26 protein-coding genes are annotated in these 16,800 nt (G+C 56.3%); 9 read left to right on the plus strand and 17 right to left on the minus strand.

Features of this window, described 5'->3' with window-relative positions:
• Window positions 1–262: 262 nt before the first annotated feature.
• From grxD to leuC, 7 genes are all read right to left on the minus strand, one after another.
• Complete coding sequence (gene grxD, locus FGU71_RS09310; RefSeq protein WP_142788308.1) at window positions 263–595, minus strand: Grx4 family monothiol glutaredoxin; 333 nt, start codon at window positions 593–595, stop codon at window positions 263–265.
• Window positions 596–634: 39 nt separating this feature from the next.
• Window positions 635–868: a BolA/IbaG family iron-sulfur metabolism protein gene (locus FGU71_RS09315; RefSeq protein WP_142788309.1), complete on the minus strand. Its 234-nt coding sequence runs from the start codon at window positions 866–868 to the stop codon at window positions 635–637.
• Window positions 869–872: 4 nt separating this feature from the next.
• On the minus strand, window positions 873–1,196 hold the full coding sequence (locus tag FGU71_RS09320) for a DUF1476 domain-containing protein (RefSeq protein ID WP_142788310.1): 324 nt from the start codon (window positions 1,194–1,196) through the stop codon (window positions 873–875).
• 75 nt (window positions 1,197–1,271) lie between these two features.
• Entirely contained in the window at window positions 1,272–2,270 is a 999-nt protein-coding gene (locus tag FGU71_RS09325) for an NADPH:quinone oxidoreductase family protein (RefSeq protein WP_142788311.1), read from the minus strand.
• 13 nt (window positions 2,271–2,283) lie between these two features.
• Window positions 2,284–2,883 carry a 3-isopropylmalate dehydratase small subunit gene (gene leuD, locus FGU71_RS09330; protein ID WP_142789073.1) on the minus strand — a complete coding sequence of 200 codons (600 nt, stop codon included), beginning with the start codon at window positions 2,881–2,883 and terminating at the stop codon, window positions 2,284–2,286.
• 12 nt (window positions 2,884–2,895) lie between these two features.
• Window positions 2,896–3,102: an isopropylmalate isomerase gene (locus FGU71_RS09335; RefSeq protein ID WP_142788312.1), complete on the minus strand. Its 207-nt coding sequence runs from the start codon at window positions 3,100–3,102 to the stop codon at window positions 2,896–2,898.
• 46 nt (window positions 3,103–3,148) lie between these two features.
• On the minus strand, window positions 3,149–4,576 hold the full coding sequence (gene leuC, locus FGU71_RS09340) for a 3-isopropylmalate dehydratase large subunit (RefSeq protein WP_142788313.1): 1,428 nt from the start codon (window positions 4,574–4,576) through the stop codon (window positions 3,149–3,151).
• A 123-nt stretch (window positions 4,577–4,699) separates the two neighbouring features.
• On the opposite strand from leuC, the gene FGU71_RS09345 reads away from it, so the two are divergent.
• The 3 genes from FGU71_RS09345 (at window position 4,700) to FGU71_RS09355 (ending at window position 6,506) form a co-directional block, all read left to right on the plus strand.
• Complete coding sequence (locus tag FGU71_RS09345) at window positions 4,700–5,101, plus strand: acyl-CoA thioesterase (RefSeq protein ID WP_142788314.1); 402 nt, start codon at window positions 4,700–4,702, stop codon at window positions 5,099–5,101.
• A 125-nt stretch (window positions 5,102–5,226) separates the two neighbouring features.
• The gene (locus FGU71_RS09350) at window positions 5,227–6,012 is read left to right on the plus strand and encodes a fatty acid desaturase (RefSeq protein WP_142788315.1); all 786 of its coding nucleotides are present in this window, start codon (window positions 5,227–5,229) and stop codon (window positions 6,010–6,012) included.
• Window positions 6,009–6,506: a sterol desaturase family protein gene (locus tag FGU71_RS09355; RefSeq protein WP_142788316.1), complete on the plus strand. Its 498-nt coding sequence runs from the start codon at window positions 6,009–6,011 to the stop codon at window positions 6,504–6,506. Before FGU71_RS09350 ends, FGU71_RS09355 begins: the two co-directional genes overlap by 4 nt.
• 211 nt (window positions 6,507–6,717) lie before the next feature.
• Here the strand turns inward: FGU71_RS09355 and FGU71_RS09360 are convergent, their stop codons facing one another.
• The 10 genes from FGU71_RS09360 to FGU71_RS09405 all read right to left on the minus strand — a co-directional run bounded on the left by FGU71_RS09360 (window position 6,718) and on the right by FGU71_RS09405 (window position 10,652).
• The gene (locus FGU71_RS09360) at window positions 6,718–7,125 is read right to left on the minus strand and encodes a SufE family protein (RefSeq protein ID WP_142788317.1); all 408 of its coding nucleotides are present in this window, start codon (window positions 7,123–7,125) and stop codon (window positions 6,718–6,720) included.
• 71 nt (window positions 7,126–7,196) lie between these two features.
• Window positions 7,197–7,454 carry a hypothetical protein gene (locus FGU71_RS09365; protein WP_142788318.1) on the minus strand — a complete coding sequence of 86 codons (258 nt, stop codon included), beginning with the start codon at window positions 7,452–7,454 and terminating at the stop codon, window positions 7,197–7,199.
• Window positions 7,451–7,792, minus strand: a complete 342-nt coding sequence (locus FGU71_RS09370; RefSeq protein ID WP_142788319.1) for a hypothetical protein — start codon at window positions 7,790–7,792, stop codon at window positions 7,451–7,453. The genes FGU71_RS09365 and FGU71_RS09370 overlap by 4 nt, the downstream gene beginning before the upstream one ends.
• The gene (locus FGU71_RS09375) at window positions 7,789–8,079 is read right to left on the minus strand and encodes a hypothetical protein (RefSeq protein WP_142788320.1); all 291 of its coding nucleotides are present in this window, start codon (window positions 8,077–8,079) and stop codon (window positions 7,789–7,791) included. Before FGU71_RS09375 ends, FGU71_RS09370 begins: the two co-directional genes overlap by 4 nt.
• Entirely contained in the window at window positions 8,080–8,445 is a 366-nt protein-coding gene (locus FGU71_RS09380) for a hypothetical protein (RefSeq protein WP_142788321.1), read from the minus strand.
• Window positions 8,442–8,747: a hypothetical protein gene (locus FGU71_RS09385; protein WP_142788322.1), complete on the minus strand. Its 306-nt coding sequence runs from the start codon at window positions 8,745–8,747 to the stop codon at window positions 8,442–8,444. The genes FGU71_RS09380 and FGU71_RS09385 overlap by 4 nt, the downstream gene beginning before the upstream one ends.
• A gap of 23 nt (window positions 8,748–8,770) precedes the next feature.
• Window positions 8,771–9,148, minus strand: coding sequence for an envelope stress response membrane protein PspC (gene pspC, locus FGU71_RS09390; RefSeq protein WP_142788323.1), 378 nt, complete (start codon window positions 9,146–9,148; stop codon window positions 8,771–8,773).
• The gene (gene pspB, locus FGU71_RS09395; protein ID WP_142788324.1) at window positions 9,145–9,453 is read right to left on the minus strand and encodes an envelope stress response membrane protein PspB; all 309 of its coding nucleotides are present in this window, start codon (window positions 9,451–9,453) and stop codon (window positions 9,145–9,147) included. The genes pspC and pspB overlap by 4 nt, the downstream gene beginning before the upstream one ends.
• Window positions 9,454–9,456: 3 nt before the next feature.
• Complete coding sequence (gene pspA, locus FGU71_RS09400) at window positions 9,457–10,275, minus strand: phage shock protein PspA (RefSeq protein WP_407644409.1); 819 nt, start codon at window positions 10,273–10,275, stop codon at window positions 9,457–9,459.
• Window positions 10,276–10,427: 152 nt separating this feature from the next.
• Window positions 10,428–10,652, minus strand: a complete 225-nt coding sequence (locus FGU71_RS09405) for a hypothetical protein (protein ID WP_142788325.1) — start codon at window positions 10,650–10,652, stop codon at window positions 10,428–10,430.
• 122 nt (window positions 10,653–10,774) lie between these two features.
• On the opposite strand from FGU71_RS09405, the gene pspF reads away from it, so the two are divergent.
• The 6 genes from pspF to FGU71_RS09435 all read left to right on the plus strand — a co-directional run bounded on the left by pspF (window position 10,775) and on the right by FGU71_RS09435 (window position 16,791).
• On the plus strand, window positions 10,775–11,827 hold the full coding sequence (gene pspF / locus FGU71_RS09410; protein ID WP_142788326.1) for a phage shock protein operon transcriptional activator: 1,053 nt from the start codon (window positions 10,775–10,777) through the stop codon (window positions 11,825–11,827).
• 86 nt (window positions 11,828–11,913) lie between these two features.
• Window positions 11,914–12,225 (plus strand): hypothetical protein, encoded by a 312-nt coding sequence (locus tag FGU71_RS09415; RefSeq protein WP_142788327.1) that lies wholly within the window; start codon window positions 11,914–11,916, stop codon window positions 12,223–12,225.
• 183 nt (window positions 12,226–12,408) lie between these two features.
• Entirely contained in the window at window positions 12,409–13,554 is a 1,146-nt protein-coding gene (locus FGU71_RS09420) for a S8 family serine peptidase (protein ID WP_234035712.1), read from the plus strand.
• Between the two features lie 219 nt (window positions 13,555–13,773).
• A complete protein-coding gene (gene rimP, locus FGU71_RS09425) occupies window positions 13,774–14,346 on the plus strand; it encodes a ribosome maturation protein RimP (protein ID WP_142788328.1) in 573 nt (190 codons plus the stop codon).
• A complete protein-coding gene (gene nusA / locus FGU71_RS09430; RefSeq protein ID WP_142788329.1) occupies window positions 14,346–15,989 on the plus strand; it encodes a transcription termination factor NusA in 1,644 nt (547 codons plus the stop codon). The genes rimP and nusA overlap by 1 nt, the downstream gene beginning before the upstream one ends.
• The gene (locus FGU71_RS09435; protein WP_142788330.1) at window positions 15,970–16,791 is read left to right on the plus strand and encodes a DUF448 domain-containing protein; all 822 of its coding nucleotides are present in this window, start codon (window positions 15,970–15,972) and stop codon (window positions 16,789–16,791) included. The genes nusA and FGU71_RS09435 overlap by 20 nt, the downstream gene beginning before the upstream one ends.
• Window positions 16,792–16,800: the final 9 nt, after the last annotated feature.

Below are 16,800 nucleotides of genomic sequence, written 5' to 3' on the forward strand. Positions count from 1 at the left end.
AGGACCTGTCGGACCACTTTACACTGCGATACAGGTTTAAAATGCGATAACCATTTAAGGGCTTGAAAAACATGAAAAACTCATTTTTGGCACGGTCAATGCATTGTTGTTGACGAGCCCCAGTGGTCTTCAATCAGAGGTTCGACCTTTCCTGGTCTCTAGGTCCAACCTCCCCGTTTCAAAAAAAGAAACCGCCCTGCTTTGGTCAGCAGGGCGGTTTCATTTTGGGCCAATCATTCAGCCCCAAATCTATTGCCAGATTTTAGCTTTCCGCTTTGGCAACGCCTTTTTCGTCGAGCAATTGCTGCAATTCGCCAGCTTCGAACATTTCCATCATAATGTCGCTTCCGCCAAGGAATTCGCCCTTAACGTAAAGCTGCGGGATGGTTGGCCAATCGGAATAGGTTTTAATTCCCTGACGCACTTCCATGTCCTGCAGCACATCGACGCTTTCATAAGCGACACCGCAATGGTCAAGGATCGCGATTGCACGGCTTGAAAAGCCGCACTGCGGGAACAGCGGTGTGCCCTTCATGAAAAGAACGACGTCGTTTTCGCCGACGATGGTGGAGATGCGGGTATTGGTATCAGCCATGATTGGTGCGGCCTTTAATGCTGTGTGTTTGTTAAGAGATTACGTGGGGACCACTGTGGTGACTTGCAAGGCGTGGAGTTCGCCGCCCATCTTTCCGCCGAGGGCTGCATACACCATCTTGTGCTGCGCAACGCGCGGCTTGCCCGCAAATTGCGGTGCCGTGACTTTCGCTGCCCAGTGATCGTCATCACCGGCCAGATCAGTCAATTCGACCACTGCACCCGGCAATGCGGCGACAATCGCCGCTTCGATATCAGGCCCTGACATTGGCATCTGTTTAGCTGCCGCCCATCAATTGACGTTTGGCTTCGATAGCCATCTCTTCGAGTTTTTCGCGGATAACGGCTTCGCTGACGTCGGCGCCTGCGGCTGTGAGATCGCCGAGCAGCTTGCGGATCACGTCTTCGTCGCCCGCTTCCTCGAAATCGGCCTGAACGACGGCTTTTTTATAAGCGTCCGTTTCTTCTTCGGTCAGGTTCATAAGGCCAGCGGCCCATTCACCCAGCAACCGGTTACGCCGCGCGGCGGCTTTGAAAGCGGTTTCTTCGTCCATGGCGAACTTGGCTTCTTCAGCGCGTTCGCGATCTTTAAAATCGGTCATTGCAATCCCTCCGAAAGTGTCGGTTTGAAAATAGGGGCGAGCAGCGCCCTCGACAAGGCGCGGACGCCCGAAATTTTAGTCTATCGTGACAACAAGTTTGCCGACAGCTTCGCGGTTTTCCAGCTTTGCGATGGCATCGCCAGCGCGCTCCAGCGGGAATGTCTCAGAAACAAGCGGATCGATCTTGCCTGTTTTCATCAATTCAAACAGTTCGTTGACCTGAGCAACGAATTTGGCCGGCTCCCGAGCCGTGAATGCGCCCCAGAACACGCCGCAAATATCGCAGCTTTTCAAAAGCGTCAGGTTGAGCGGCATCTTCGCAATGCCGGCCGGGAAACCCACGACCAGGAAACGGCCTTCCCATGCAATGGAGCGCAAGGCCGGTTCAGAATATTGTCCGCCGACAATGTCGTAGACGATGTTGGCGCCGGTCGGCCCGCAGGCTGTTTTGAAAGCATTGGCCAGCTCTTTGGAAGCGGCCTTGTCCATTTCTCCGCGGGGATAGATAACCACTTCATCCGCCCCTGCTTTGCGAGCGACTTCGCCTTTCGCTTCGCTCGATACGGCTGCGACAACGCGCGCGCCGAACGCTTTGGCGAGTTCCACCGCCGACAGGCCAACGCCGCCAGCCGCGCCCAGCACCAGCACCACGTCGCCTTCTTTGATGTGCCCGCGATCTTTCAGGCCGTGAATGGTGGTGCCGTATGTCATCAGCAGCGAAGCCGCTTTCTCGAACGGGACACCATCGGGAATGGGGAACATTCGACCTGCCGGAACAACCACCTTTTCCGCCAGTCCGCCATTGCCGATACCGGCCATCACGCGGTCACCGGGCCGATAATTATCGACGCCTTCGCCGACGGCTTCGACCACCCCGGCCAATTCGCCGCCCGGGGCAAACGGACGCTCGGGCTTAAACTGATACAGATCCCTAATGATCAGTGTGTCGGGATAATTGATCGCGCAGGCTTTTACCGCGACGAGCACTTCGCCTTTACCAGGGGTTGGTGTTTCGATTTCATCGAGCGTCAGAGTCTCTGGCCCACCGGTTTGGTGGCTTAACATGGCTTTCATGTGGGTCTCTCCCTTAAACGTGTGTGCCTTTGATAAGCCAATCCTGCGCGCCGGCGCGCTGGCTTTCAAAGTGTCCGATCTGTGCTTGTCGTTCCAACGTCAAAGCTACCTCATCCAGACCGTGAAGCAGGCAGTGTTTGCGGAACGGATCAATGTCGAAAGTGAACCGGTCCTGGAATGGAGTGGTGACTGTTTGATTTTCAAGATCAACCGTGATTGGCTGGCCCTCTCTGGCGACTTCCATCAGGCGGTCGATTGCATCCTGCGGCAAGACAACTGGCAAGATTCCATTCTTGACCGCATTGCCAGAGAAAATATCGGAATATGACGGGGCAATAACAGCGCGAATTCCAAGATCGAGAATAGCCCATGCGGCGTGTTCACGGCTGGAGCCGCAGCCAAAATTATCGCCTGCAATCAGGATCGGTGAACCGGCATAAGCGGGATCATCAAAGACATTGCCTTCGATTGCGCGGATCGATTCAAAAGCCCCTTTGCCCAAACCTTCGCGAGTGATCGTCTTCAGCCAAACGGCCGGGATGATGATGTCGGTATCGACATTCTTCGCGCCAAACGGAATGGCGCGGCCTTCTACCTGCGAAAGCGCATCCATCATTAATGCTCCTCAATCGGTTTGCGGCGGCTCGCCCGAGGGAATGGTCCCTGACGGGTTCGACCCGTTCGCATTTTCCTCTGGTCCCTTGCGGAACCGTTTTCCGGCGTAAAGCAGTGCAGCGGCAATAGCAGCTGAACCGATCGTCGCCGCAGCCCCGATTGCGGCGTTGCGTCCGGCGCTGCTCTTCGATGAATCTTCTGAAGGCTTTTTCGTCATGTAATTCTCATGCGGCGCGATTGCGGGCTTTGCAAGTTATGAACGATCAAAGGTCGCGGACATCTGTTAGACGCCCGGTCACCGCAGCGGCAGCAGCCATGGCGGGAGAGACGAGGTGGGTGCGCGCACCCGGTCCCTGTCGTCCCACAAAATTGCGGTTGGAGGTTGAGGCGCATCGCTCGCCAGGGGGCACTTTGTCGGGGTTCATCCCAAGGCACGCGGAGCAGCCGGGTTCGCGCCATTCAAATCCTGCATCGGTGAAAATTCGATCGAGGCCCTCTTCCTCGGCCTGCCGTTTGACCAGCCCGGATCCGGGCACAACGATGGCCCAGCGAACATTATCGGCGATCTTGCGGCCCTTCAGCACTTCTGCGGCGGCGCGCATATCCTCGATCCGGCTGTTGGTGCAGCTCCCGATAAAGATGTTCTCTACCGGCACATCTGTCATCTTGGTGCCGGGAACAAGGCCCATATAATCGAGGCTTTTCTGTGCAGCGGTGCGCTTGCTTTCATCAGCAAAGCTGTCCGGGGCAGGGACCGTCCCGCCGATTGGCACGACATCTTCGGGGCTTGTGCCCCATGTCACAGTCGGTTCGATTTCGGCGGCAGCGATCACCACCGATTTTTCAAAACTTGCCCCCGGATCGGTTTGCAATGTCCTCCAATAGGCAAGCGCTTTGTCCCAATCTGCGCCTTTGGGAGCCATTGGGCGGCCTTTCAGATACCGAAAAACGGTTTCATCAGGAGCAATCAATCCGGCCCGCGCGCCCGCTTCGATACTCATATTGCAGACCGTTAAGCGTTGCTCGACGCTCATTTTTTCGAACACCGGGCCGCGATACTCGATCACATAGCCGGAACCGCCAGCCGCGCCGATCACGCCGATAATGTGCAGGATCAGGTCTTTGGCGGTAACGCCGTGGGACAGTTCGCCTTCGACGCGAACTTCCATTGATTTGGACCGCTGAAGCAAAAGTGTCTGCGTTGCCAGAACATGCTCGACTTCGCTGGTGCCGATACCGAAAGCAAGCGCGCCCAACCCGCCGTGGCTCGCCGTGTGGGAATCGCCGCAAACGATTGTTGTTCCGGGAAGCGAGAATCCCTGCTCTGGACCGACAACATGGACAATGCCCTGTTCTTCGTCGGCGTCCCCGATGTAACGGATTCCGAAATCAGGCGCATTCTTCTCCAACGCTTCGAGCTGCGCCGCGCTTTGCGGATCGGCAATCGGTATCTTCACACCGTGCGCATCGCGCCGCGGGGTGGTGGGCAAGTTGTGGTCGGGCACCGCCAATGTAAGTTCCGGGCGCCGCACTGGCCGACCGGCGGTTCGCAGGGACTCAAAAGCCTGAGGGCTGGTCACTTCGTGAACCAGGTGCCGATCAATATAAATCAGCGCCGTGCCATCGTCGCGTGTCTCAACAACGTGGTCATCCCAGATTTTCTCGTAAAGCGTGCGTGGTTTGCTAGCCATCATGGTCTCTTGTGCTGTTTCAGACTCAGCGATTAGCGGCCCTTGGGCAACACTGGCAAGTTACTGATGAAAAGAGTTGTATTGGTCATGGAAATGCAACCTGTTCGTTGCTAACTTACAATCATGTCAGCAACTCCGTATGCCTTTCCGATCAAAGTTCTTCCCGAAGACATCGATTTCATGGGGCACGTCAACAATGCGCGCTATCTGAATTGGGTTCAGGATGCAGTCCTTGCCCATTGGAACAAACTCGCCCCCGCTGAAGAGGTCGCGAGCAAAGCCTGGGTCGCTCTCAAACATGAGATCACCTATCGCAAACCGGCGTTTCTGGAAGACGATGTAATTGCGAACACCGTGCTGGAGCATTTTAAGGGGCCGCGCGCGTTTTATCGCACGGTGATCAAACGCGGGGAAGACGTGCTGGCCGAAGTGCAATCCAGCTGGTGCTGTATTGATGTCGATACCCTTAGACCGGCCAAAATCGGCGAGCATATGCGTGAGTTCTTTTTCTCGGAGAGCGATTGAAACCGCCCAAATGACGGCCCAGTTGATGCCCCAGTTGATTGCCCGGTAGAATGATCGCGCGATCCAATTCTAGGAATCTTGGGGTATACGCACCCGGTTGACCTGATTATGCGTATCTACACCAGATGACTTCTCGTTTCTCCCTTCCCAGTCGCACAGCTCAGGCCGTGACCGGCAGCGTTCTGGCCGCATTGATTGCGGGCACTTGGCTTGGAATTCACGCGTATGGCATGTTTGTTTTCGAACTGACATGGGCGACGCTGCCCTTTGCTTTGGCATTGGCGGTTGTGCAATGTTGGCTTTCGGTCGGGGTTTTCATCGTAAGCCATGATGCGATGCACGGCAGTCTCATCCCCGGAAATCCGCGCGCCAATTCCGCAATAGGGGCGGTTTTGCTTGTTCTGTATGCCGGGTTCGGGTGGAAGACATTGCGCGATGCGCATTTCCAGCATCACAAATTGGCCGGTCATGCAGGCGATCCCGACTTTGACGAACACAATCCGCGCAGTTTTGCGCGTTGGTATGCCACATTTTTCAAACGGTATTTCGGGTGGCGGTCGCTGCTTTATGTTCACACTGTCGTCGGCATTTATTGGTTGGTGATCGGTATCCCGATGGCTCAGATATTCGTGCTTTACGGCGCGCCGGCGCTGCTTTCATCGCTGCAATTGTTCTATTTCGGCACCTTCCGCCCGCACCGCCACAGTGAAACCGATAACGATCAGGCATTCGCCGATCAACACAACACGCGCAGCGAGAGTTTTGGAACCCTCGCAAGTCTCGCAACCTGCTTTCATTTCGGCTATCATCTGGAGCATCACCGGCGTCCTGATTTGCCGTGGTGGGCTTTACCGAAAGCGCGAAAAGCCGGTGTCGGGAATGTCGGAAAAACACAAGAGGCAACCGCATGAGCTGGTTAGAAGCCATTTCAATTACCTTTGCCGCTGTCATCGGCATGGAATTGTTCGCGTGGTACGCGCACAAATACATCATGCATGGCTGGGGCTGGGGATGGCACCGCGATCATCACGAACCACACGATAACAAGCTTGAGAAGAATGACCTTTTTGCTGTCGTTTTTGGAACGATCAACGCGGCAATGTACATTTTCGGCTCGCTTTACTGGGAATGGCTGTGGTGGGCCGCGCTGGGCGTGAACATTTACGGCGTGATTTACGCCTTCATCCACGATGGATTGGTGCATCAGCGGTTCTTCCGCTGGGTCCCGAAAAAGGGATATGCCAAACGGCTGGTCCAAGCGCACAAGCTGCATCACGCGACTATCGGTAAAGAGGGCGGGGTAAGCTTCGGCTTTGTCTTCGCCCGTGATCCGCAGAAATTAAAGGCCGAGCTGAAACAGCAAGCAAACGCGGGCGTTGCCAAAGTAAGAGACGCGCGCGTTTAAGGTCTGGAAATTAGGTCCTTAAAGCATGGTGGGTGACACGAACCCGCCGTCGAGGCCGCAGGCAAATTTTCAGAAAAACGCAATTTTACAGTGATCTAAGGCCACAATGGCGCGCGCAAGTGTGACTTTGCGATTGGCGCGATCTGTTCGAATGAATCAACAATTTGAAAGAGCGGTTGTTGCCCTATCGCGTGTGACACCGTGTAGGAAACTAGCTTGCGGCGATCCGGCCCGCATGCTCTTTAACCAGCGCAATCATATTCGGTACGCCTTGCGTGCGATTGCTCGACAATTGGTTTTTGAGATCAAACGGCTCAAGCGCGCCCATCACATCCATTGACGCTACTTCGTTTGCGGGTCTGTCCTGAACTGCGGCGATAACCAGCGCGACGATCCCTTTCGTGATCGCGGCGTTGCTGTCGGCCAGGAAATGGAGCGCCTTGGTCTGCTCGGTCGGGTAAACCCAGACCGCTGCCGAACACCCGCGCACCAGTGTCGCGTCTGTCTTCAATGCATCAGGCATATCCTCCAGATCACGGCCAAGCTCGATCAACAGACGATATCGTTCATCGCCTTCGAGAAATTCGTATTCTTCGAGGATATCGGGGAGCGTTCGCATGCCGGGGTATTTAGGGCTGCGTGCGCCCATGTCCACCCATGAAGCCCAGTTAAAATGCCCGGATCAGAGCGTTAAAGCTCAACTCCGCTGGCAATCGCTTCCAGCTTTTTGATCCGCTCTTTAAGATCGGCGACCTCTATCCGCGCAGCGCCGACGCCCGCACCACCTTCAATTTCAGGAGCGTTTGGGTTTTGCTGCGCGGAATCGGGGCGGCTCATTTCCTCACGTTTGAGATCGAGCCAGCCTTGCCAGGCGCGCAGCAATGCAAAAGCAACCACGCTGATACCGACCACACATGTGGCAGCGATCATGAAAATCGGGTCCGTCATTCGCTCAAATCCTCCATATTCTTTGAGGAACGCCGCGCAATATCACCGCGCAGGCTTTCGATTTCTCGGGCGATCCGCTGCGCTTTGCGCGCTTCGCAGCTGTTATCATCGGTCGCGATCCGTTCGAGCACCTGAACGCGGTTTCGCAATTCTTCGAGCTCGCGCGCATCGATCGTGTCCTGATCGTCATCCGCAAGGCCGCTGTCCGCAGGCGATCCCGATAACCGGGTAATCTGCTCAATCAGCCGGGTGTTTTCGTGGCGCAGCCGCAAATTGCGGTTCCGTTCGTAGGCCCACATCGCAACGAATACGATCAAGGCGATCACCATCCAATTCATTGTGGGCCTTTCTCCGGTTCCTCATGGCGCGATGGCGCGCTTCGCAAAGCCTCGATCTCGTCGGCAAGGCCGAGCGACTGATCGGTCGCAATCCGTTCAAGATTTTCGACCCGTTGCGCCAGATCCATTGGATCTGAGCCCTCGGCTTTTGATGAATATGAATGTTCGGCCCGTTTGCCCGACTTTGAAAGGCGCAGCGCGAGGTAGATCCCGCCAGCTCCGACAGCTGCGGCCAAAGCCGCAATCTGAATCGCATCCATCATCAAGGCAGTATCCGGCCCGAACATTTATGCGTTTCCTTCGTCCGAACGCTGGGCCAGTGAACGATCGCGCAGCTTGTCAATCTCGCTACCGAGTTGATAGCCGCTATCGGTTACAATGCGTTCAACATTGGCCATACGGTCCTTTATCGATGACAGTTCGGCGCGCAGTTCCGCGTTTTCTTGCGTCAGCAAGGTTACGCGCTGTCTGGCTTCGCCATCATTGCTGGGCTTCAATGATTGGCCCCACATCCCTTCGAGCGGATAACCATGTTTGATCTTTAACCGTGTGGTGTGGATCCACCCTGCAACACCGGCTGCACCGATGGCGAGGCCGCCGCCAATAATCCATGGCAGATGCGGAACAATAATGGCTGCGGCGTCGATGCTCATGCTTCTTCTTTCCGGTTCAGGTTAAGGGGGATGCCGCTGCCTGAAGTTTCCACTTCTTTGACATCGCGCAGCGCTTCGATCTGGGTTGCCACATCATAACCGCGATCGGTCACGATGCGCTCAAGCACCTGGACCCGGTCTTCGAGTTTGGAAACCTGGCTCGCATATTGCGCCGCTTTTTCGCTGCTTGCTTCGGCAGTTGCTGCAATGCGTTTTTCTTCAAGTTTCCGATTGTTGACCAACCAGATGATACCGAGAACCATAATAAAAGGTGCCAATGGTATCAGAATGCCCAAATCCATTTTCAATTCCTCAGGTGTTGATTTTAACGAAGCCGCTCGATTTCGGCGGTCAGGCGCGGATTGCTGCTGACGTAATGTGTTTCTACCGATGCGAGCCGGCGATCAATGTCGCGGAAATTGGCGCGGATTTCACGGGCGGTGCGTTTCGGACTTTGCCGGACACCCTGCCAATATTTCTGTTCGCGATCATCGCGGTAAAGGTGCGGTGGCTTTTTGTTGAGCATAAGGCCTGCGATAAAATAGCCCGGCACCGCGAGCCCTTGGGTGACAAATATCGAGACAATAGCCGCGATGCGTACCCAGGCGACACTGACGCCGGTGTAATCGGCGATACCCGAGCATACGCCCATGAGCTTCGCATTGTGTTTGTCACGGTAAAGTGTTGTGCGAGGCGAATTCATGATTTGGCTCCCTTTTTCTCGGCGAGCATCTGTTCCAGCTCACGCAGTTGTTGATTGTCGGTTTCCTGGTTTGCCAAGAGGCGCTTTACCGGGGTGAATGAAGGGTCGTCGGAGGCCACCAGCCGCTCTACCGTGTCCATCCGTTCATCGAGGCGCTTGGCGAGGTTATAGAGTTCCTCCAGCAGCACTTCATCGTCGCTCGTGATCGTTGCAGAGGTTTTCCACTTCGTCACATAGTGCAGGATCATCCACGGCAGTCCGATGAACAACATGCCAACCACCATAATGGCAAGTACTTCTTCCATCGCTTATTCCCCTTTGTCCGCGCTATCTTTTCCAAGCGCTTTCTTCATCTGTTCCAGTTCATCGTCGATTGCATCGGCGCCTTCGAGCGCGGCAATCTCGTCCGAAAGTGACGGCGTGTTGCTCTCTTCCGCTATGGAAAGCGCATCAGCGCGGCCTTCGGCATAATCGACGCGGCGTTCGAGCTGGTCGAACCGCGACAAAGCCTCGTCAGTGCGCTCGTTGCTCATCAATGTGCGCAGCTTAAAGCGGTTCTCCGCGCTTTCGAGGCGGGCGGCGATCTGCGTCTGGCGGCTGCGGGCTTCGCGCAGGCGATGTTGCAGTTTGGCAATGTCTTCTTCGTATGCGCGCAGGGCATCGTCGAGAACGGCAATTTCCGTTTTCAACTGATCGCCCATGCCGACCGCTTTCTTTTTCTCGACCAAAGCGGCGCGGGCAAGATCTTCGCGATCCTTGCTCAAAGCGAGCTGGGCTTTTTCGCCCCAATCATTCTGGAGCCGGTCGAGTTTTACGACATGGCGGTGCATTTCTTTCTGATCGGCAATGGTGCGCGCCGCGCTCGCCCGGACTTCAACGAGTGTCTCCTCCATTTCGAGGATGATCATGCGGATCATTTTTGACGGATCATCCGCCTGATCCAGCATGTCGTTAAAGTTCGCAGCGATAATATCGCGGGTGCGGCTGAAAATGCCCATAAAGGCTACTCCATCTAAAAACGGGTTTTTGGCGCTTTCGCGCGAGTCTCTCGCGTTCGTGCTGTTGCCAGTTTGCGTCGGAGTGGGGCTCCTGCGCAAGGCTTCTATTTCGGCATCAAGACGCGACAGACCGCTCTGGCGGACAACGCCGCCAGAAGTTTGAACCGAAGCGGGGCGGCTGCCGGCGCGCGCGGGGGCAGCGGCGCCAGAGGCAGCTTTTGCGGGGGACTGACCCCGCTCCGGCTCAAAAGGGTTGGTTTCGCGCTTAGTCACAGGTTTGCTCAAGCGATCTCTGCGACAACAACGGTGTCGCCATGTGGCTGAGCGAACTGCGCTGCGTCCGGGTTGGCAGCGCCAAACTGCGATGTGAGTACCACCATCGCGCTCATTGCAGCGATGCTGGCAAATGCGGCCTGACCCAGTTTGCTGGTCCAGAAGCTCTTGGCGAAAAACAGGTTGCGATACATAATTTCGGTCCCTCCCGAATGAATAACTGATCTTGCCATTCACTTTGCAACCGCCGTGCCAAACTTGAAAAATCCCGTAAAACTGCGCTTTTTCAGGCTGATCGCCTGCTGCGTGTTGGTTTCTATTGCCAAGCATTGGGAATTTTCACTATAGATTGGCCATGGAGCGCGAGAATCAATTTATCGGCCAGTCGGGGGCCTTTCTCGATGCGGTCGAGCGGGCGTCTCGCGCGGCACCGATGAGCCGGCCCGTGCTCGTGATCGGAGAGCGCGGTACGGGCAAGGAATTGATCGCCGAGCGTCTTCACCGTCTTTCTTCCCGTTGGGGTGAGCCGCTTGTTACCATGAACTGTGCGGCGCTTCCCGAAACCCTGATCGAGGCCGAATTGTTCGGACACGAGGCCGGAGCCTTTACCGGGGCTACCAAAGCGCGCGCGGGAAGGTTCGAAGAAGCCGACAAGGGCACGTTGTTTCTCGACGAACTGGGCACTTTGTCGATGGGCGCCCAAGAACGCCTGTTAAGAGCGGTCGAATATGGCGAGGTCACCCCCATTGGTGCCTCGCGCCCGATCCGCGTCGACGTGCGAATAGTGGCGGCAACCAACGATGATTTGCCGGCATTGGCCGAAAGCGGGGAGTTTCGCGCCGACTTGCTTGACCGATTGAGCTTTGAAGTCATCACTTTGCCTCCCTTGCGCGTGCGCGAAGGGGATGTCGGCGTATTGGCGCAGCATTTTGCGCGCCGGATGGCGGCAGAGCTGGATTGGCATCAATGGCCGGGATTTGCGCCCCATGTGATGGAGCAGCTCGAAAATTATGCCTGGCCCGGCAATGTCCGCGAACTGCGCAATGTGGTGGAGCGCGCCGTGTATCGCTGGGATGATCCCTCCGCACCGATTTCTCATGTGCAATTCGATCCGTTTGATAGCCCTTGGAAACCCGCTGCGCCTTCCCACCGGAAGAAAGACACAGGCGCAACGTCAGCGGCCCCTGCGGCGGCGCTGCCAGCGGGCTTGGCTCCGGCTGCGGCCGAGTTTGAACACGTCGATGATCTGCGCGCCGCGGTGGATGCACATGAGCGATCGATCGTTGAACATGCTTTGGGAAAACATCGCTGGAATCAGCGCCAAACGGCGAAAGCCTTGGGGCTGAGTTACGATCAATTGCGCCACGCGATTAAAAAGCATGGGTTGCTGCAAGAAGCGGAAGAATAGAACTTTTGCGACATTGCGACATTGCGGCAGATAACCGCTTGTTTACCAATGCGTTGTAACCTTTCGCCAGAAGCAAGGGGTGAATTATGCGTGTTATCGGCGATTTAATCGAGAATGTGTTTGGCAGCATCCGGTTGATTTTCCTGTTGGGCTTTGCCGCGATTGTCCTGTTCGGACTGTTTATGACGGTGGGCGCAACGGTAATCGCACCGCAAGCCGTAAACGCAGCCGCAGAGCGCGCGGAGCGGCTCGGTGAAAAAGCAATCGACGCCGAACTCGAAGCGCGCAAAAACTACCAAATGGGTCAGGAGGGCTGGGGATATTCCGAGCCGCGCACTGGTTCTGGCGCTACCTATCAAGATGGCGAGGCTGTTGGTGGTTGGGGTGACGACGACTAGAATGGTCGTTCGGTGACCGTCTTTTACTAGTAAATCAGCAAATTTACAAAATTCCCTCTGTATTTTAACTAGGTCGTCTTGCGCTTTAATTGTCGCAAGCTACAACTTTCCCTTCGGTCATTTTGATCGAGAGCTGCCACCTGCGGGATCGGGTGCCGGTTTTTGTAGTGAAGGAGGGAAGTCTTGGGACTAAATAAGACAAATATGGTTGCACTTGGGGTCGCACTCGGGGGCATGGGATTGGCGCTCGCATCACCAGCAGCAGCTCAAGGGAAGAGCCCTCGCGCTGGCGATAAAATCGCAAATTCGTATATCTGCGTCTTTAACAAACAAGACGTATCGCGCGGCAATGCCCGCGCCGAAGCTGCACGTTTGAACAATGCCAATGGCGGACAGTTAAAGCGTGTTTACCGCAACTCGATTCGCGGATTTTCGACGAATATGAGCGCGACCGCAGTTGAGCGGATGGCGCGCCTTTCTCCGAATATCTCTTTCTGCGAACAAGACCAGGTCGTCACCACACAGCAACGCGGTAAGCCACCTAAGGGCGGCGGCGGTGACACATCCCCATCACAGTCAACGCCTTGGGGCATTGCCCGCGTGAATGGCGGCGGCGCTGGCAATTTCGCCACCGCTTGGGTCATTGATAGCGGCATTGATCTCGATCATCCCGATCTGAACGTCGATACATCGCGGTCCTTTAATTCTGTCGGTCGTAATGCTGATGATCAAAATGGCCACGGCACCCATGTTGCTGGCACGATCGCTGCGATCGATAACGCGATTGGTGTGATCGGTGTCGCTCCGGGCGCCCCGGTGGTCGCGGTGCGTGTGCTTGATCGCCGCGGGTCAGGTTCGACCTCCGGTGTGATCGCCGGTGTCGATTTTGTTGCCGCCAATGGCAGCGGAGGCGATGTCGCGAATATGAGCCTTGGCGGCGGTATCAGCACGGCGCTCGATGATGCGGTTGCAGCTGCGGCCCAGGCCAGCGGCGTCCGCTTTGTCATCGCTGCGGGTAACGAAAGCCGGGACGCAAACCTCAGTTCACCTGCACGCGTGAACGGCAACGGCATTTACACAATCTCGGCGTTTGCTCAGGGCGATGTATTTGCCAGCTTCTCCAATTTCGGCAATCCGCCGGTGGACTACGCTTCGCCGGGTGTGGCTGTATCATCGACCTGGAAAAGCGGTGGTTACAACACGATTTCGGGCACTTCGATGGCCGCGCCGCACTTTGCAGGAATCCTGCTGCAAAGCGGATCGACCAATGATGGCGTTGTTTCGGGCGACCGTGACAATACGGCAGACGTTATCCGTGTCGTTCAGTAAACAGTCCTGAAACCAGTAGAACAGGGGGCTCGCAGAGATGCGGGCCCTTTTTCATTTCAGCTTTTAAGCCGGGGAGCAATCACAAGACCTCTTGCCATTCCCGGTCCATGAGCCTAGTTGAAGCCCATTCCGACATTGTCGATACAAGTTTGGATGCTGGCGCCACACGGTGCCGGTACAGATCGGCTTTGATTGTGCGGACCTGATAAACGGAATTTGATGACTGATATTGCGCGCCTGACTGATCTGATCGAACCGGAAGCTGCGGCTTTGGGTTTTGAATTGGTGCGCGTGAAGATGATGCCATCGGAGGCCGGCGACGGCGGCGAAGCATTGCAGATCATGGCTGAAGACCCGGCAACAGGCCAGCTGGTGATTGAACAATGCGCCGAATTGTCGCGCCGTGTATCCGGTGTGATTGACGCGCGCGAAGAAGCAGGCGAAGTGTTGATCGAGGGTGCGTATCACCTCGAAGTGTCATCGCCGGGTATTGATCGCCCGCTGACCCGTGAAAAAGACTTCACGAATTGGGCGGGGCACGAAGCGCGGATCGTCATGATCAAAGGCTGGTCGGGCGATGAAAAGGGACAGCGCGTATTTAAAGGCGAGCTTACCGGCATCGAAAATGATATGGTAAAGTTGAACGCCGCAAATATCGGGGATGTCGAACTTCCCCGGACACAAATTCACGCAGCCAAGCTCGTTCTGACAGACGCGCTGATCGCTGCAACCAAGCCGCTCGATGTGAGCGGTGCCGATGAAATCGAAGCAGAAGAAAAGGCAGACGATTGATGGCCAGTGCCATTTCCGCCAACAAGGCAGAACTCCTCGCGATTGCAACCGCAGTTGCTTCGGAAAAGATGATCGACAAGTCGATTGTTATCGAAGCAATGGAAGAAGCGATCCAGAAATCGGCCCGTAATCGTTACGGCGCTGAAAACGACATTCGTGCAAAGCTGGACCCGCTTACCGGTGATCTTACGCTGTGGCGGGTTGTCGAGGTGGTTGAGGAGGTCGAAGACTACTTCAAGCAGGTCGATCTGAAGCAGGGCCAGAAACTGCAAGAGGGCGCGGCGATCGGTGATTTCATCGTCGATCCGCTGCCTCCGGTGGATCTGGGCCGTATCGATGCACAAAGCGCCAAGCAGGTGATCTTTCAAAAGGTCCGCGATGCCGAGCGTGAGCGTCAGTTTGAAGAGTTCAAAGATCGTGCCGGCGAAGTTATCACTGGCGTGATCAAGTCGGTCGAATTCGGCCACGTGATCGTCAATCTTGGCCGCGCCGAGGGTGTGATCCGCCGCGATCAACAGATCCCGCGCGAAGCCGCCCGCGTTGGCGAGCGTGTCCGCGCATTGATTACAAAGGTGGAGCGCAACAATCGCGGTCCGCAAATCTTCCTTAGCCGCGCCGCGCCTGATTTTATGCGCAAACTGTTCGCGCAGGAAGTGCCGGAAATCTACGACGGTATCATCGAAATCAAAGCCGCAGCCCGCGATCCGGGCAGCCGCGCAAAAATCGGTGTCATCAGCCACGATAGCTCGATCGATCCGGTCGGTGCCTGCGTTGGTATGAAGGGTAGCCGCGTTCAAGCCGTCGTGCAGGAATTGCAGGGCGAAAAGATCGACATCATTCCATGGTCTGAAGACATTGCGACGTTTGTCGTCAATGCGCTTCAACCGGCGACTGTTGCGCGCGTTGTTCTTGATGAAGAAGATGGTCGTATCGAAGTCGTGGTTCCTGATGACCAGCTTTCGCTGGCAATCGGTCGTCGCGGCCAAAACGTGCGCCTCGCCAGTCAGCTGACCGGCCACCAGATCGACATCATGACCGAGGAAGAGGCATCCGAGAAGCGCTCCAAGGAATTTGCCGAGCGCTCCAAAGTCTTCGAAGAAGAACTCGATGTCGACGAAACGCTGTCACAGCTGCTTGTGGCCGAGGGTTTCGCGATGCTCGAGGAAGTCGCCTATGTCGATAAGGCTGAACTGGCCGCAATCGAAGGTTTCGATGAAGAGCTGGCCGAAGAACTGCAGAGCCGTGCCCTCGAGGCGATTGAGCGTCAGGAAGAAGGCCACCGCGCAACCCGCCGCGAGCTTGGCGTTGAAGATGATCTGGCGACCATGCCGCATCTCAACGAATCGATGCTGGTCACGCTTGGCAAGGCAGGCATCAAGACGCTTGATGATCTGGCCGATCTGGCCACTGACGAGCTGATCGCGAAGAAACGCGAAGCACCGCGCCGCCGCAACAATGCAGACGGTCCGCCAATGCGTCGTCCGCAACGCGAGCAGGATAAAGGCGGCGTTCTGGGCGAGTACGGTCTTTCCGAAGAACAGGGCAACGAGATTATCATGGCTGCCCGCGCGCACTGGTTCGATGACGAAGATTCGTCCGGGCCTGACACTCAGGAGGCCGCCGATGCGGACTCCACCCAATGAGCGCGTAAGTTCAGACATCGCTGAAATGCCCCATTCCCGGCAAGCTGATAAGGCTTCCGGGAGTGAGAGGCGCTGCATTCTGTGCGGAGAGACATTGCCACGGACCGATCTGGTGCGCTTGGCAATTTCACCAGAAGGGCAGGTTCTGCCTGATCCCGGTGCAAAAGCGCCGGGGCGCGGGGCGTGGATCGCCCCTGATCGCGCCGCTCTTGAAGCAGCGATGGCTGATGGCCATTTAAAGCGTGCATTGATGCGGTCGTTCAAAGGCGGCCCGGCAAAGGATGACGGTGGGCGCATTAGCCTTTCCTACTCTGATGAATTGCCGCAGCAGATCGAAATGGCGCTTACGCGGCATTTTACCGACCGGCTTGGGCTGGAACTGCGCGCTGGAAACATTGTGATGGGATCCAGTCGGATCGAAGAGCAAGCGCGTCAGGCACGTCTGGGACTTTTGCTTCATGCGAGCGATAGCAGCGCTGACGGGCGCAAGAAATTGGATCAGGCCTGGCGTGTGGGCGCCGAAATCGAAGGGTCCGGTCAACGTGGCCGGGTCTTACCACTGGACCGCGACACGCTCTCTGTGGCATTGGGCCGCGAGAATGTCGTCCATTTGGGCGTTTCGGGCCGGCCTGAAGATTTGGAAGGCTCCAATCAGGCGCGCGCAGCAGTGCGCGTGGCGCAGGCGGCAACCCGCCTATCGAGGTTCATGAGCGGCACCGATGCCGCGCATGATCGGCCTGTTTCAGACGAAGCGCATGCCGTGCCATCCGGCGCTGGCGGCGACGACAAGATTGATACGTGAAGGATTAAC

The organism is Erythrobacter insulae, from assembly GCF_007004095.1.
Lineage (GTDB): Bacteria > Pseudomonadota > Alphaproteobacteria > Sphingomonadales > Sphingomonadaceae > Erythrobacter > Erythrobacter insulae.